General features: G+C 71.4%; 10 protein-coding genes. 5 read left to right on the forward strand and 5 right to left on the reverse strand.

Going from position 1 to position 15,181, the window contains the following annotated elements; all coding sequences use genetic code 11:
- The 4 genes from ACH34T_RS38060 to ACH34T_RS38075 all read left to right on the forward strand — a co-directional run.
- Positions 1 to 1,269 (forward strand): MFS transporter (locus ACH34T_RS38060; protein WP_396025847.1); only part of this gene is annotated, 1,269 nt, incomplete at its 5' end.
- A complete protein-coding gene (locus ACH34T_RS38065) occupies positions 1,266 to 2,285 on the forward strand; it encodes an S-adenosylmethionine:tRNA ribosyltransferase-isomerase (protein ID WP_396025848.1) in 1,020 nt (339 codons plus the stop codon). The genes ACH34T_RS38060 and ACH34T_RS38065, both read left to right, overlap by 4 nt.
- Before the next feature lie 62 nt (positions 2,286 to 2,347).
- Entirely contained in the window at positions 2,348 to 3,601 is a 1,254-nt protein-coding gene (serB, locus tag ACH34T_RS38070) for a phosphoserine phosphatase SerB (protein WP_396025849.1), read from the forward strand.
- Positions 3,602 to 4,049: 448 nt separating this feature from the next.
- Complete coding sequence (locus ACH34T_RS38075) at positions 4,050 to 6,296, forward strand: FUSC family protein (RefSeq protein WP_396025850.1); 2,247 nt, start codon at positions 4,050 to 4,052, stop codon at positions 6,294 to 6,296.
- Between the two features lie 29 nt (positions 6,297 to 6,325).
- Here the strand turns inward: ACH34T_RS38075 and ACH34T_RS38080 are convergent, their stop codons facing one another.
- The 4 genes from ACH34T_RS38080 to ACH34T_RS38095 all read right to left on the reverse strand — a co-directional run bounded on the left by ACH34T_RS38080 (position 6,326) and on the right by ACH34T_RS38095 (position 11,776).
- Positions 6,326 to 6,793: a SixA phosphatase family protein gene (locus ACH34T_RS38080; protein WP_396025851.1), complete on the reverse strand. Its 468-nt coding sequence runs from the start codon at positions 6,791 to 6,793 to the stop codon at positions 6,326 to 6,328.
- Positions 6,794 to 7,677: 884 nt separating this feature from the next.
- Entirely contained in the window at positions 7,678 to 10,137 is a 2,460-nt protein-coding gene (locus ACH34T_RS38085) for a sodium-translocating pyrophosphatase (protein WP_396025852.1), read from the reverse strand.
- Between the two features lie 828 nt (positions 10,138 to 10,965).
- The gene (locus ACH34T_RS38090) at positions 10,966 to 11,406 is read right to left on the reverse strand and encodes an ATP-binding protein (protein ID WP_396025853.1); all 441 of its coding nucleotides are present in this window, start codon (positions 11,404 to 11,406) and stop codon (positions 10,966 to 10,968) included.
- A gap of 16 nt (positions 11,407 to 11,422) precedes the next feature.
- Positions 11,423 to 11,776, reverse strand: coding sequence for an STAS domain-containing protein (locus ACH34T_RS38095; RefSeq protein ID WP_026402937.1), 354 nt, complete (start codon positions 11,774 to 11,776; stop codon positions 11,423 to 11,425).
- 250 nt (positions 11,777 to 12,026) lie between these two features.
- On the opposite strand from ACH34T_RS38095, the gene ACH34T_RS38100 reads away from it, so the two are divergent.
- Positions 12,027 to 14,348: a DEAD/DEAH box helicase gene (locus ACH34T_RS38100; protein ID WP_396025854.1), complete on the forward strand. Its 2,322-nt coding sequence runs from the start codon at positions 12,027 to 12,029 to the stop codon at positions 14,346 to 14,348.
- Positions 14,349 to 14,557: 209 nt separating this feature from the next.
- Here the strand turns inward: ACH34T_RS38100 and ACH34T_RS38105 are convergent, their stop codons facing one another.
- Positions 14,558 to 15,157: a TetR/AcrR family transcriptional regulator gene (locus tag ACH34T_RS38105; protein WP_396025855.1), complete on the reverse strand. Its 600-nt coding sequence runs from the start codon at positions 15,155 to 15,157 to the stop codon at positions 14,558 to 14,560.
- Positions 15,158 to 15,181 lie beyond the last annotated feature (24 nt).

Raw genomic sequence — 15,181 nt, forward strand, 5'->3', positions numbered from 1 at the left:
GTCGTCACGCTGCTGGCGTTCGAGAGCATGGCCGTCGGGACCGTGATGCCGGTGGTCGCGAGCGACCTGGACGGTCTGGCGTTGTACGCGTGGGGCTTCAGCGCCACGCTGATCATGAGCCTGCTGTCGACCGTGCTGGCGGGCGGGTGGATCGATCGGTCCGGGCCCGTCCGGCCGTTCATGATCGGGCTCGGCACGTTCGTCGCGGGGTTGCTGATCGCGGGCGCCGCGCCGTCCATGTGGCTGTTCGTCGCCGGACGCGCCGTGCAGGGCCTCGGCACGGGCGTCTCGCTGGTCGCGATGTACGTCGTGATCGCCCGCGTCTATCCGGAGGAGCTCCGGTCCCGGGTGTTCGCGGCGCTGTCGGCGGCATGGGTGCTCCCGTCGTTGATCGGCCCGGCGGTCGGCGGGCTCGTCGCCGAGCAGGTCGACTGGCGGTGGGTGTTCCTCGGACTCGTCCCGCTGGTGATCCCTCCGACGCTGCTGCTGGTGCCCGCGCTGCGCGGCATCAAGGCGGTGGACGCCGCCCCGCCGACCGGCAAGGCCCGCTACGTGGCCGCCGTCGCCGTGGCGGCCGGGGCCGGAATCCTCCTTTACGGTCTGGACAGGCCAGGCTGGACGATGGCGCTCGCCGCCGTCGCTGGCCTCGCGGGCCTCGCGTTCGGGCTGCCGAGGCTCCTGCCCGCCGGGACGCTGCGGCTCCGCCGCGGACTGCCGAGCGTCATCCTCGTCCGGGGCCTGCTGTCCGGGGCGTTCTTCGGCACCGACGTGTTCATCCCGCTCGCGCTGACCCGGCTGCACGACTTCAGCGCCACGCAGGCAGGGGTCGTCCTGACGGTCGGGGCGCTCGGCTGGTCGGCGGCGTCCCAGATCCAGGCCAGGTCGAAGCGGTCGCGCGAGTTCTACGCGCTGCTCGGCGCCGGGTTCGTCACCGCCGGGATCGTCGCCGCCGCCGTCGCGCTCCAGGTGTCCGGCTGGCTGGCCGCACCCGCGTGGATCATCGGCGGCGCCGGGATGGGCTTCGCCATCGGCAGCCTCTCCGTCCTGCTCCTCGACCTGTCGGCCGCGGACGAGCAGGGCGTCAACTCGTCCTCGCTGCAGATCAGCGACACGCTCGGCTCGTCCCTCGTGGTCGGGGTCGCGGGCGCGCTGGTCGCCGGCTTCGGCGCCGACAGGCTCGGCACGGGCCTCGCCGCCGCCGGAGCGCTGTTCGCCGCGATCGCCGCGTTCGGCGTGATCGCCGCTCTCCGGCTGGAGGTCACGAAATGACCGTCGAATTCACCCTTCCCACCGCCCTGGAGGCCCACGAGCCCCCCGAGGCCCGCGGCCGGACCCGCGACGGCGTCCGCCTCCTGGTCTCGCGCCGCGCCACCGGCGAGGTCTCCCATCACGAGTTCCGCGATCTGCCCGCACTGCTCACCCCCGGGGATCTGCTGGTCGTCAACACGTCGTCCACGCTGCCCGCCGCCGTCCGGCTCGACAGAATCAGTGTCCACTTCTCGACCCCCGTCCCGGGCGCGGACGACCGCCTGTGGATAACCGAGCTCCGCCGCCTCACCGGCAAGGCCAGCCACCCCTACACGGGCGGCTGTCCAGGCGAATGGATCCCGCTGCCAGGCGGCGCCACGCTCACCCTGGTCGGACGGCACACAGACCGGCTCTGGCAGGCGCGGTTGAGCACCGACGTCGTCCCCTACCTGCGGCGTCACGGCGTGCCGATCCGGTACGGGTACGTCCGCCGCGACTGGCCGCCCGCCGCCTACCAGACGGTCTTCGCCACCGACCGGTCGACGGGCAGCGCCGAGATGCCGAGCGCCGCCCGCCCGTTCACGCCCGAACTGGTGACGCGCCTGGTGTCGCGGGGCGTCCTCATGGCGCCGATCACGCTGCACACCGGCGTCGCGTCCCCCGAGGCGCACGAACCGCCGTACGCGGAGCGGTACGAGGTGCCGGAACCGACGGCCGCGCTGGTCAGGCACGTCCGCTCGCGCGGCGGACGGGTGATCGCCGTAGGCACGACCGCCGTCCGCGCGCTGGAGACGTCCGTGGACGCCTCTGGACACGTCCAGGCGTCCGAAGGCTGGACGGAGCACATCGTGACGCCCGAACACGGCGTCCAGGCCGTGGACGGCCTCATCACCGGCCTGCACGAACCCAAGTCGTCCCACCTGATGATGCTCACCGCCATCGCGGGCGGCGAACTGCTGAACGCCACCTACGAGGCCGCCCTCGCCGAGCGCTACCTGTGGCACGAGTTCGGCGACTCGAACCTGATCCTGCCCTGAAGGCTACGGGTGGGGCCGGGCGCACGGGGCGCGTTTCTCGGCCGGTACCGTTGAGAGCAGTTATGGACGGGTCAGCGCAGCGCACGCTGCTCATCACGCTCACCGGACGCGACCGCCCCGGCGTGACGTCGCGCCTCTTCACCACACTCGCCGAGTTCCCGCTCACCGTCGCCGACGTGGAGCAGGTCGTGATCAGGGGCAGGCTCGTCCTCGGCGTCCTGCTCGCCTACGCCGAGGGCGCCGACATCGGCCGCGTGTGGAACGCCGCCGAACGCGTCGCGAACGACCTCGACATGGAGATCGAGCTCTCCACGGGCCGCAACAAGCGGACGCCGAAACGCAGCGGACGGCTGCACGTCAGCGTCCTCGGCGCGCCGCTGAAGCCCGCCGCCATGGCCGGGATCTCCGGCCGGATCTCCGCCCACGGCGCCAACATCGACCGCATCGAGCGGCTCGCGCACACGCCCGTCACCTGCATCGAGATGGACGTGTCCGGCGCCGACCCGGACGCCCTCCGCGCCGGTCTCGCCGCCGAGGCCGCGCAGCAGCAGGTGGACGTCGCCGTCCAGCAGAGCGGCCTGCACCGCCGCGCCAAGCGCCTCATCGTCATGGACGTCGACTCCACCCTCATCCAGGGCGAGGTCATCGAGCTGCTCGCCCAGCACGCCGGCTGCCTCGACGAGGTCGCCAAGGTCACCGAGGCCGCCATGCGCGGCGAGCTCGACTTCGAGGGCTCCCTCCGCGAACGGGTCGCGCTCCTCGCGGGGCTGGACGCGTCCGCCATCGACGACGTCCGCGACAAGCTGCAGCTCGCCGCCGGGGCCCGCACGATGGTCCGGACGCTGAAGCGCCTCGACTACAAGTTCGCCATCGTCAGCGGCGGCTTCACCCAGGTCACGGACGCGCTCGTCGACGATCTCGGCATCGACTACTCCGCCGCCAACACCCTGGAGATCCACAACGGCAAGATCACCGGCCGGATCGACGGACCGGTGATCGACCGCGCGGGCAAGGCCGCCGCCCTCGAACGCTTCGCCCGCGAGGCCGGCGTCCCGATCAGCCAGACCGTCGCGATCGGCGACGGCGCCAACGACCTGGACATGCTCCAGGCCGCCGGCCTCGGCATCGCCTACAACGCCAAGCCCGTCGTCCGCGAGGCCGCCGACACCGCCGTCAACGTCCCCTACCTCGACACGATCGTCTTCCTCCTCGGCATCTCCCACGAGGAAGTGGAAGCCGCCGACGCGCTTGACGCCCAGGGGGACGACCCCCTGGAACCCCCGTCACGAGCCGGTCGATCCTCACGCCACGGCTGAGGTCGTCGCGACCGTGCGGGTGTGTGACGTGGCGCTGCGGTCGCCCGGCTCGACGGGCATGCGCGCTGCGCTCGCAGCCCTCGCTCCGCGCGCCTGCCCGTGACCCCGGCCAAGGTCCGCCCCAAGAACGCCAAACGGTGCACATCCAAGAACGCAGCCCTAGGACGAGCCACAACACCCTCTCTGGACAAGACCCAAGCCGGGCCCACGGGTCGTGCGGCCGGAGGCGCCCAGCGCCGGAGGTCGCACGGCCCGACGGCCGGGGGGCCGTTTCCCGAGACGCGCCAGCGGCTCGGGAAACGGTTCACCGGCCGGTGACGGGGGTTCCAGGGGGTCGTCCCCCTGGGTTGGAAGCGCCGTTTCACGAGACGCGCCAGCGGCTCGGGAAACGGTTCGCCGGCCGGTGACGGGGGTTCCAGGGGGTCGCCCCCCTGGGTAGACACTGATCATGTTCAGGCGGGCGCGGGGGGCTTATGCCCGGGTGGGCGGGCCCGCGGCGCCCATGTACGGGGTGGCCGCCGCGCTCGCCATGGCCGTGCCGCTGTTCGTTGGGGCGCTGACCGGGCACGGGGCGCAGGGCTCCATGATCGCGCTGGGCGCGTACCTGGTCGCGCTTCGTACGCCGGAAGGGCCTTACGGGGCGCGGGCGCGGGATCTTGCCGTCGGGGTCCTGGTGGTGACGGTCGGGTCGACGGTGGGCGGGCTGCTGGCCGGGCACACGTGGCCGTCCGTGATCGTCGTGCCGCCGCTGATCGCGCTCGGCGTCGCCGTCCCTCGGATCGGGCCGACGGCGGGGCTGGCGGTGCTGCTCAGCGCGGTCCGGCCGCCGTCCGCCGACGTCGTCGCCATCGGACTGCTGGAGCTGATCGGCGGGCTGCTCACCGCCGGTCTGCTGCTGGCGCCCTGGCCGGCGCGGCGGCTGCGTCCGCTGCGGGCGGCGCTGAGCGAGGCCGCCGATGCGGTCGCGGAGGCGCTGGACGCGGTCGCGCAGGACGTCGCCGCACCCGACAGCACCCCCCTGGACGCGGTCGACCTCACCAACCCCGACCTGCTCGCCGTCACCCGCCTCCCGGACTGGGAGGTCAAGCGGCGCGCGGCGTCCGAGGCGCTCGCCGCCGCCCGCACCACCTACGGCCTGTACCGGTCCGGAGGCGGCGACCCCACCCGGCCCGAGCGGCTGATCGACGCGCTGGGACGCGTCCTGCACGAGACCGTCACGCTCCAGGCCGTCGTCGAGGCCGCCAAGAACTATCCGCCGGACCGCGACTGGGAGCTGGAGACCCAGACCGCGATCTCGGCGCTCGCGGCGCGGCTGCGGCTGCTGTCCGGCGCGGTCGCCACCTCGGGCGAGGCGCCGCTCGGCAGGGAGGAGTCCGCGGCCGTCCGGCGGATGGGACGGGCCGCCGAGCACATCAGGCGCGCCGGGCTCGCCGGGGACGAGGACCTCGTCGCGGTCTCGCTGATCGGCCAGGTGCGCCGGTCGATCGAGCGCATCGCGGGCGAGGTCGCGTCCACGCGGCGCGTCGTCGCGGGCGGGCTGCGGTTCGGGTTCGGCGCGCCCAGGATGCCGGAGACGCTCGACCCGCTGCCGGTCTGGGCCCGCGTGCGCCGCGCCGTCCGCACCCGCTCGCCGATGTTCCGGCAGGTGGCGCGCGTCTTCGTGATCGCCGTCGCGTCGATGGCGCTGGCCGCCGCGCTCGGCCTCTCGCACGGGCACTGGATGACGATCACCGCGATGCTGAGCCTGCGCGCCACTTACGGCGAGACGGTCGAGCACGTCGTCCAGCGCGTCGGCGGCACCGCGGCAGGGTCGGTCGTCGCGGCCGTCATCCTGACGCTCGCCCCCGACGAGCCCGCCGTCGCCGTGATCATCTTCTGTTCCGCGCTGGCCGGATTCACGATGCGCGCCGTGAACTACACGTACTGGGCGCTGTTCGGGACGCCACTGGCGATGATGCTCCTCGACTTCTCCACCCCCGCCGACTGGCTGACCGCCGGCGAGCGGATCGTGCTGACCTTCGCCGGGGCGCTCATGACGTACCTCGCCGTCCGGCTGCTGTGGCCCGCCGGGCACCTCGAACGCCTGCCCGTCCAGCTCGGACGCCTCCTCGGCACGCACGCCCGGCTCGTCCGGACGACGGCGGACGTCCTCGCCGGGGAGATCGTCCGGCTGCCGAACGAGACGATCACCGCGGCGGACCGGTCGGCGGACGCCGTCGCCCAGACCCGGACCCGGCTCCGCCAGGAGCGGCTCCCCGACACCGAGCTGATCGCCGAACTGGGCACCGCCGTGGACGCCGCGCACCGCACCCGCGACCACCTCATCGCCGTCGCGCGGCTGTCCCGCGAGGAGGCCGTGGACACCGGCCCGATCCCCGAGATCCTCGACCGGCTCGCCGACGAGCTCGAAGAGGCCGCCGAGGAGCTGGAGGACGTGGAGAACCTCGATCCGAAGGCCGCCGCCATGCCCGCCGAGGAGCTCAGCGAGGAACTGGCCGACCTCGACACCCACCTGTCCACGCTCACCCGCCGCCGCCGCGCCGAGATCAAGTCGGGCGCCACCGGGGACGACTTCACTCCCGTCCAGCACGCCCTCTTCCAGGTGTCAGGGACCCGCTACACGATCAGGGAACTGCGCCGCGACACCGGCACCCTCATCGAGTCAGCCCTCACATCCGCCGAACCGCCCCCCTAACGCACTCTCAGCCGGATGCGGGGCCGGTGTCAGTCCTTCGGGTTGCGGACGGTGCGGAGGGTTCCGGTGCCGGGACGGACGTCCGTCCACGCGCCCGGCAGGTCGATCACCGCGAGCGCGCAGGTCGGGAAGGCGTCCGGCGCCTCCCCGGTCAGATCGTGGACGAGCTGGTGCACCGACGGGTTGTGCCCGACCAGCAGCACGCGTCCTGCATCGTCCGAGGACCGGCTCACCAGATCGAGAAGCCCGTCCGGATCGTTGTCGTAGATCCCGGACTCGAAGCTCACCTCGGCGTCGACGTCCAGCAGCGCGAGCGTCTCCCGCGTCCGCGCGGCGGTCGAGCACAGCACCAGATCGGGGACCAGGTCGTTCACCCGAAGCCACGCCCCGGTCGCCGCGGCGTCGCGCCGCCCGCGGTCGTTGAGGGTGCGGTCGATATCGGGAATCCCCAGCCCCGCGACGGCCTTGGCATGACGGAGCACGATGAGCGTCGGCATTATTCAATTGTATTTCTCTCCTCCTTCGGGCCCTGGCGGCCCTCCATCGTCGAGAAACACGTGCGATCGCTGCTGTGTTTGTTGCGGCGCACTCCTCCTTCGGGCCTTGGCGGCCCTCCATCGTCGTGCACCGCGCGCGATCGCTGCATCGCTTCGTCTCGTCTGGCGGCTCGCTGCGCGATCAGGTTTCTCGCTTCGCTCGAAGCCTGCCTTCGGACGCGACCGCGACGGTTCAGGTTGTCGCATGGTTGCGGCGGTGGTCGCTGCCACCGCGAAACGGGATGCCGCCGCGACGGTCTGGGCTGTCGCGTAGTTGCGGCGGTGGTCGCTGCCGCCGCGAAACGGGATGCCGCTCAACGCCCGGTGCGCTGTCGTGGCTGCGCGGACCCGGCCATACCCTGTACCCGACACGGCGTCCGGCGACCGGACGCGGAAGCAGGGAAAGCGGGAGGCGCTGTGACGAGCGGCGGCAAGTCGACGATGTCGGGGCCGAAGGGCTTCGCGATCATGCTCGGCGCGATGCTCGCCATCCTCCTCGCCATCTGGGGCCTCGCCGCCCTGGTCGCCCCCTGACCACCCCAGCCACCACAGCAACCCCGCGACAGCCTCAACGCCTGCGATCGCGACCGAAGGCAGGTTTCGAGCCTGCGAGAAACCTGATCGCGCAGCGAGCCGCCAGGCGAGCCGGAGCGATGCAGCGATCGCGCGCGGTGCACGACGATGGAGGGCCCTCAAGGCCCGAAGGAGGAGTGCGCCGCAACAAACACAGCAGCGATCGCACAGCGTTTCTCGACGATGGAGGGCCGCCAAGGCCCGAAGGAGGAGAGAAACGCAATAAACAGGGGCCGGTGGCGGATTGCCACCGGCCCCTCTGGTTGGACGGGTCAGGCCTTGTTGGCGGACGATTCCTCGCTGCCCGACTCGGCCGGGGCGCCGTTGGAGTCGGCGCCGACCGCCGCCTCCTCGGGAGCGCCCTCCTCGATGGCGCCGCCCTCGGCCTCGCCGCTCTCCGTGGCGGACGGTGCCGGAGCGCCGCCCGCGAGGGCGGGCTCGGCGATCGGGTCGGCGCGCCGCTTGGAGATCACGATGGCGGCCACCACGACGCCCACGGAGAACGCGGTCACGACGATGCGCAGGGCGGTGTTGCCCGCGTACGTCACGACCGCGTCCGCGATCAGCAGCGCGACCAGGTTCATCACCTTGATCAGCGGGTTGATGGCGGGGCCCGCGGTGTCCTTGAACGGGTCGCCGACCGTGTCGCCGATGACGGTGGCCTCGTGCGCGGGGCTGCCCTTGCCGCCGAGGTGGCCCTCCTCGACGAGCTTCTTGGCGTTGTCCCAGGCGCCGCCGGAGTTGGCGAGGAACACCGCCATCAGGACGCCCGCCGCGATCGCGCCGCCCAGGTACGCGCCGAGCGGCGCGTAGCCGAGCGCGAAGCCGACCGCGATCGGGGTCATGATGGCCAGCAGCCCGGGGGTGGCGAGCTCGCGCTGCGCGTCCCTGGTGCAGATGTCCACGACCCGGTCGTAGTCGGGCTTCTCGGTGTAGTCCATGATCCCGGGCTTGGTGCGGAACTGCTCGCGCACCTCGACCACGACGCGTCCGGCCGCGCGGCCCACCGCCGAGATCGCCAGACCGGAGAACAGGAACACGACCGCGGCGCCGATGATCAGCCCGATCAGCACGTTCGGCTGGTCGATCGACAGGCTGAACACGCTGAAGTCGCCGAGCGCGTCCTTGGCGTCGGCGGACGCGTCGTTCAGCGCGGAGATCACCGTCGTCCGGAACGAGCCGAACAGCGCGGTCGCGGCGAGGACCGCCGTCGCGATCGCGATGCCCTTGGTGATCGCCTTGGTGGTGTTGCCGACGGCGTCCAGCCGCTCCAGGATGGACGCGGCCTCGCCCTGGACGTCCCCGGACATCTCGGCGATGCCCTGGGCGTTGTCGGAGACGGGACCGAACGTGTCCATCGACACGATCACGCCGACCGTGGTCAGCAGCCCGGTCCCGGCCATCGCTACCGCGAACAGCGCGACGGTGGTGTTGCCGAAGCCGAGCAGGAACGCCCCGTACACGGCGCCGCCGATGACGAGCGCAGTGTAGACGGCCGACTCCAGGCCGAGCGAGATACCGGACAGGATGACGGTCGCGGGGCCCGTTCGGGCGCTGTTCGTGACCTCCTGGACGGGCTTGCGGTTCGTCTCGGTGAAGTAGCCGGTGAGCAGCTGGATCGCGCTGGCCAGCACGATGCCGATGACGACGGCCCCGAGCGCCACCAGGCGCGGATCGGCGTCCAGGCCCCTGATCTCAGGGTCGGTGACGCCGCTCAGGTCGGCGAACGACGACGGCAGGTACGCGAACGCGGCGATCGCGACCAGGACCGCGGAGATCCCCGCGGAGATGAAGAAGCCGCGGTTGATCGCGGTCATGCCGGAACGGTCGCCGTCGCGGGGCGCCACGGCGAAGATCCCGATCACCGCGGTGATGACGCCGATCATCGGGACGATCAGCGGGAACACCAGGCCCTCGGTGCCGAACGCCGCGGTGCCGAGGATGAGCGCCGCGACGAGCATCACCGCGTACGACTCGAACAGGTCGGCGGCCATGCCGGCGCAGTCGCCGACGTTGTCGCCCACGTTGTCGGCGATGGTCGCCGCGTTGCGCGGGTCGTCCTCCGGGATGCCCTGCTCGACCTTGCCGACCAGGTCGGCGCCGACGTCGGCGGCCTTGGTGAAGATGCCGCCGCCGACCCGCATGAACATGGCGAGCAGCGCGGCACCGAAGCCGAAGCCCTCCAGGACCTTCGGCGCGTCCCCCTGATAGGCGAGGACGACGACGGCCGCGCCGAACAGTCCGAGCCCGACGGTGAACATGCCGGCCACGCCGCCGGTGCGGAACGCGATCCGCATCGCCGTCTTCTCGCCGCCCTCTTCCCGTGCCGCCGCGGCGACGCGGACGTTCCCGCGGACCGCCAGCCACATGCCGGTGAAGCCGGTGACGGCCGAGAACAGCGCGCCGATGACGAAGAAGACCGAGCGTCCGATCCGCTCACCGGTCGAATCGGCGGGGAGCAGCAGCAGCACGAGCGGGATCAGGACGACGAAGACCGCGACCGTTCGGAACTGGCGTTTCAGATAGGCGCTCGCACCTACCTGAACGGCTCGCGCGATCTCCTGCATTTTGTCGGTGCCCTGGCCCGCGGCCAGGACATCGCGCACGAGACCCGCGGCGACGGCCAGTGCCAACAGTGCGATCACAGCGACGACGACGACCAGGGAGAGGTCGCCGCCGCCGAGATCCACTTCTGCGCTGGCCGGGCTTGACAGGGAAAGCCCAGCAGACATCCGTCCTCCTCGACAGGGGTGTTGCGATCTCGACCGTCCCAAAAGACGATCTTTACCGCGTTACCCCGCGAGTCATGATTTCGAACGCCTCGCACGGCAGCGCGGGTCCCGGGAGTCTACGCACGCGACCGTCGAATGTTAAGGCCGCACGGCCCTTCAAGAGGATGTCGCCGAATTGCAACAGACGATACGCCGGAATTTGCCGCATAACCCGCTCCACGCGGCATCTCCGCAGGTCAACAGGGGTTAGCCCACTATTACCCCGCGGCCACATCGGCACGCGCGCACCACTGCGGACACATCGACGACCCCGCCGGTGCCCTATTCAAGCTAGGCATTAACACGGAATATGTCCAGACCCAAATCCGCCAGAACCTTGATCAACTCACCGAGATTCTCACAACTCCCACCCCACTACCCCCACCTGCCCCACCCCAGCCCACCTCACAGACCCCCAACGCGGGCGCGGGCGCGGCGCGGATACGGGCACGGGGCGTGGGCGCGGACGCAGGCACAGACGCGGGCGTGGACACGGGCACAGGCACAGACGCGGGCGTGGACACGGGCACAGGCACAGACGCGGGCGTGGACACGGGCACAGGCACAGACGCGGGCGTCGACACAGACGAGGCGTCGACACAGACGAGGCGTCGGCGCACACGGGGCGTCGGCACACACGGGGCGTCGGCACACACGGGGCGTCGGCACGGGCGCGGTCACAGGTGCGGGCAGGGCCGCGGGCGCGGTCGACGGCAGCGCGATTTGGGTCGGGGACGGCGAAGGCCCCGTCGGGTGGACGGGGCCTTCGGTGGTTTGCGGGTGGGCGCGTCAGATGGTCGCCTCGGCTTCGGCCGGCCAGCTCATCCGGATCTGGACCCCCTTGGGCGTGGCGGCGATCTCCACGTCGTCGGCGAGGCCGGCGATGACGGCCAGTCCCAGCTCGGCGGTGCCCTCGCCCAGGCCGTACTCGAACTCCGCCGCGTCCGGGGGCGTGGGGAGGCCCCCCGTCGCGTCGTCACCGGGGACGGTGTCGCTCACGGTCACCTCGAAGCGGCGGTCGGCGCCGCTCAACTCCAGGCGGACGGGCTCGTCCGGGCAGTGCCGGCGGTGCGCCTCCACGGCACGCGAGCACGCCTCGCCGACCGCGAGCCTGACCTCGTCGAGCAGCGGCTCCGCGACCCCGCTGCGACGGGCCACGGCGGTCACGATCAGCCGGGCGGTCCGGACATGGACGGGCAGCGCACTGAAGGACAGTTCAACGGTCGCCATCTCAGCTACAGGCCGCCTACTTGGCGCCCTTGCGCTTCTCCTCGGCATCGGCGATCGAGTCGTGGATGCCGAAGACCTTGGTCAGCCCCGTGATCCGGAAGATCTTGAGGATGCGCTCCTGGGTGCACACCAGTTCAAGCGACCCGTCGTGGGCGCGCACCCGCTTCAGCCCGCCGACGAGGACCCCGAGCCCGGTGGAGTCGAGGAACTCCACCTTCTCCATGTCCACGAGCAGGTGGAACTTCCCCTTGTTGACCAGGTCGATGAGCTTCTCGCGAAGCTTCGGCGCCGTGTAGACGTCGATCTCGCCCTCCACGTTGATGACGGTGAGGCCATCGTCGGTGGTGTAGTCGTTCACCTTCAGGTCCACAGATCCTCCAGCGCGCCGTGCAGCACTATCCGATCTCGATTTTCCCAGCCCCCGGGAGGTGGCCGTCCGTCGAGACTCCGCCGTGATTCAACCACGCTCCGACGTCGTGCACGCACGTTATCGCCCACACGGGCGAAAGTTCGCGCCGTCCCGTCTGACCTGCTGATCTCATGGCCAAGGCAGGGGGGACCGGCCCACCGGCGCCGGGGCGTTCCCGTATGTCTGCCCCGGCTGGCAAACTGAAAACCTGATGGGCGTCCAAAGATCCGCACCCCCACTCGACCGGCTCCTCGCCGACCCCACGCGACGCGAACGCATCACCCATGTGGAGAACGTTCCCGCACGTCAGGGCCGCCGCACCGGATGGCCGGACTGGTCACCGCCGCTGCTGGTCGAACGGCTGGCCGCGGCGGGCATCGAGGCCCCCTGGGAACACCAGGCCGCCGCGGCCGAGCACGCCCGCGCCGGACGCTCTGTGATCATCGCCACAGGGACCGCGTCCGGGAAGTCCCTGGCCTACCTGCTGCCGGCCGTCGAGGCGATCTACAAGGAGGAGAATCCTCGCCACGAGGGGACGATTCTCTACCTGTCGCCGACGAAGGCGCTGGCGGCCGACCAGCTCCGGGCGCTCCGCTCGCTGCACCTCACGCGCGTGCGGGCGGCGACGTACGACGGCGACACACCACAGGACGAACGTACGTGGATCCGGCAGCACGCGAATTACGTCCTGACCAACCCGGACATGCTGCACCGGTCGATCCTGCCGAGCCACTCCCGCTGGTCGTCTTTCCTGCGCCGCCTCCGGTACGTCGTGGTCGACGAAGCGCACGGATACCGGGGCGTCTTCGGATCGCACGTCGCGCACGTCCTGCGCCGGTTGCGCCGGTTGTGCGCCCGCTACCACGCCAACCCGACGTTCGTCTTCGCGTCCGCCACCACGTCCGAGCCCGCGACGACCGCGTCCCGCCTCACCGGACTGGACGTCGTCGCCGTCGACGACGACGCCTCACCACGCGGCCCCGCGACGTTCGCGCTCTGGGAGCCGCCGCTGACGGAACTGCGCGGCGAGCACGGCGCACCCATCCGGCGCACCGCCACCGCTGAGGCAGGCGACCTTCTGGCCGACCTCGTCGTAGAAGGCGTTCAGACGCTCGCGTTCGTCCGTTCTAGGCGCGGTGCAGAGTCGGTGGCACTCGGCGCCAAGCGCGCTCTGCACGAAGTCGCTCCCCCCTTGGCCGAACAGGTCGCCGCCTACCGCGCCGGTTACCTCCCCGAGGAACGACGCGCGTTGGAAGCCGCATTGCGCTCCCGCTCGCTCATCGGCCTGGCGAGCACGAACGCCCTAGAACTCGGGGTGGACGTGTCCGGGCTCGACGCCGTCCTCGTCTGCGGCTGGCCCGGCACCCGCGCGTCCCTCTGGCAGCAGGCCGGACGGGCCGGACGCTCCGGACAAGCGTCCCTTTCCGTCCTCGTGGCCCGGGACGATCCGCTCGACACGTTCCTCGTCCACCACCCCGAGGCGATCTTCGGGACGCCGGTCGAGGCCACCGTGCTCGACCCCGACAACCCGTACGTCCTGGAACCGCACCTTTGCGCGGCAGCGTCCGAGATGCCCCTCACCGAGGACGACCTCCCGCTGTTCGGCCCGGCCACCGCCGACCTGCTGCCCGACCTCGTCCGCCGCGGCTTCCTCCGCCGCCGTCCCGCCGGCTGGTACTGGACGCGCCGCGACAAGGCCGCCGGCCTCGCCGACATCAGGGGTGCGGGCGGCGATCCCGTCCAGGTCGTCGAATCGGGCACCGGACGCCTGCTCGGCACCGTCGACGAGGCGTCCTCGCACACCACCGTCCACGACGGCGCCGTCTACATCCACCAGGGTGACTCGTTCATCGTCCAGAACCTCGACCTGGACGACTCCGTCGCACTCGTCGAGGCCGCCGACCCCGACTACTCGACCACCGCCCGCGACGTCACCGACATCGCCATCGTCGAACGGCTCCGCTCCCTCTCCTGGGGCGACGCCACCCTCTGCTTCGGCACCGTGGAGGTGACCCGCCAGGTCGTCGGCTACCAGATGCGCCGCCTGCAAACAGGCGAGATGCTCGGCGAGAAACCCCTCGACCTCCCACCCCGCACGCTCCGCACCCGCGCCGTCTGGTGGACGCTCTCCGAAGCCCAGATCGCCCACCTGGACGCCACCGAAACCGACCTCGACCTCACCGGCGCCGCCCACGCCGCCGAACACGCCGCCATCGGCCTGCTCCCCCTGTTCGCCACCTGCGACCGCTGGGACATCGGAGGCGTGTCCACGGCCGTCCACCCGGACACCGGGCTCCTCACCGTGTTCGTGTACGACGGCCATGAGGGCGGAGCGGGCTTCGCCGAACGCGGCTACGCCGACGCTCCCACCTGGCTCCGCGCGACCCGCGACGCGATCGCGTCCTGCGAATGCGACACCGGCTGCCCGTCCTGCATCCAGTCCCCCAAGTGTGGCAACGGCAACGACCCCCTGGACAAGCAAGGCGCTCTAACTCTCCTAGCCGTCCTCCTATCCGAAGCCCCCACCCCCTAGACGGAGGCGAAACCGCCTCGTCCGCTCCACAAGCCCTCTAAGCACCCGCTCACGCTCGAACGCCCCGCCCAAAACACAGGCTTCTCGCACCATCCCGCCTAAACACGGGGCTCTCGCACCATGCCGCCGGATAGCCGTGAGCCCCCAGCCCCAAACCCGCAGCGCAAACCCGGGCAAACACCACCTGGGCACGGTGCCCGCCACCCGAATTACCCAGTCGCTCGATCAACGCGCAACGCGTCGAGCATCCGCGCCAGGGGCGGCCAGACGTCGTCCAGCCCGGCCTCGGGATCACCGGACGCGGCCAGCCACAGCGCCCCCTCGTTCATCGCGCCGGACAGCAGATGGGACAACGGAGCGACCGGCTGGAGAGCGATCAGGCCCTCCACGATCAACTCATCGATCGCATCGCCGAGATGCCGGGCCGAGCCGGACTCGTCCATCGCCCGCCACTCGTTCCAGCCCAGCACCGCCGGACCGTCGACGAGCATGATCCGCTGGACGTCCGGCGCGGTGCTGGCGGTGAGGAACGCTCGGCAGCCCGCCGTGAACCGCGCCCAGACGTCGTCCTCCGCGTCGGCGGTCTGCGCCACCGTCTGAGCCACCTCCGCCTGTACCTGCTCCAGGACGGCCCTGAACAGTTCGATCTTGCTCTGGAACAGGTGGTACAGCGCCCCCTTGGTGACCCCGGCCGCACCGACGATCTCCGCGAGGCTCACCTCGCCGTACCCCCGCGTGGCGAACAACCGCCTGCTCTCACGCAACAGCGCCGCACGCGTCCGTTCCCGCTGCCGGTCTCTGACGTTCACGCACCCTCCTTGACATACCAGCGG

This window comes from Actinomadura sp. 9N215 (genome assembly GCF_044326345.1).
Classification (GTDB): Bacteria; Actinomycetota; Actinomycetes; order Streptosporangiales; family Streptosporangiaceae; genus Spirillospora.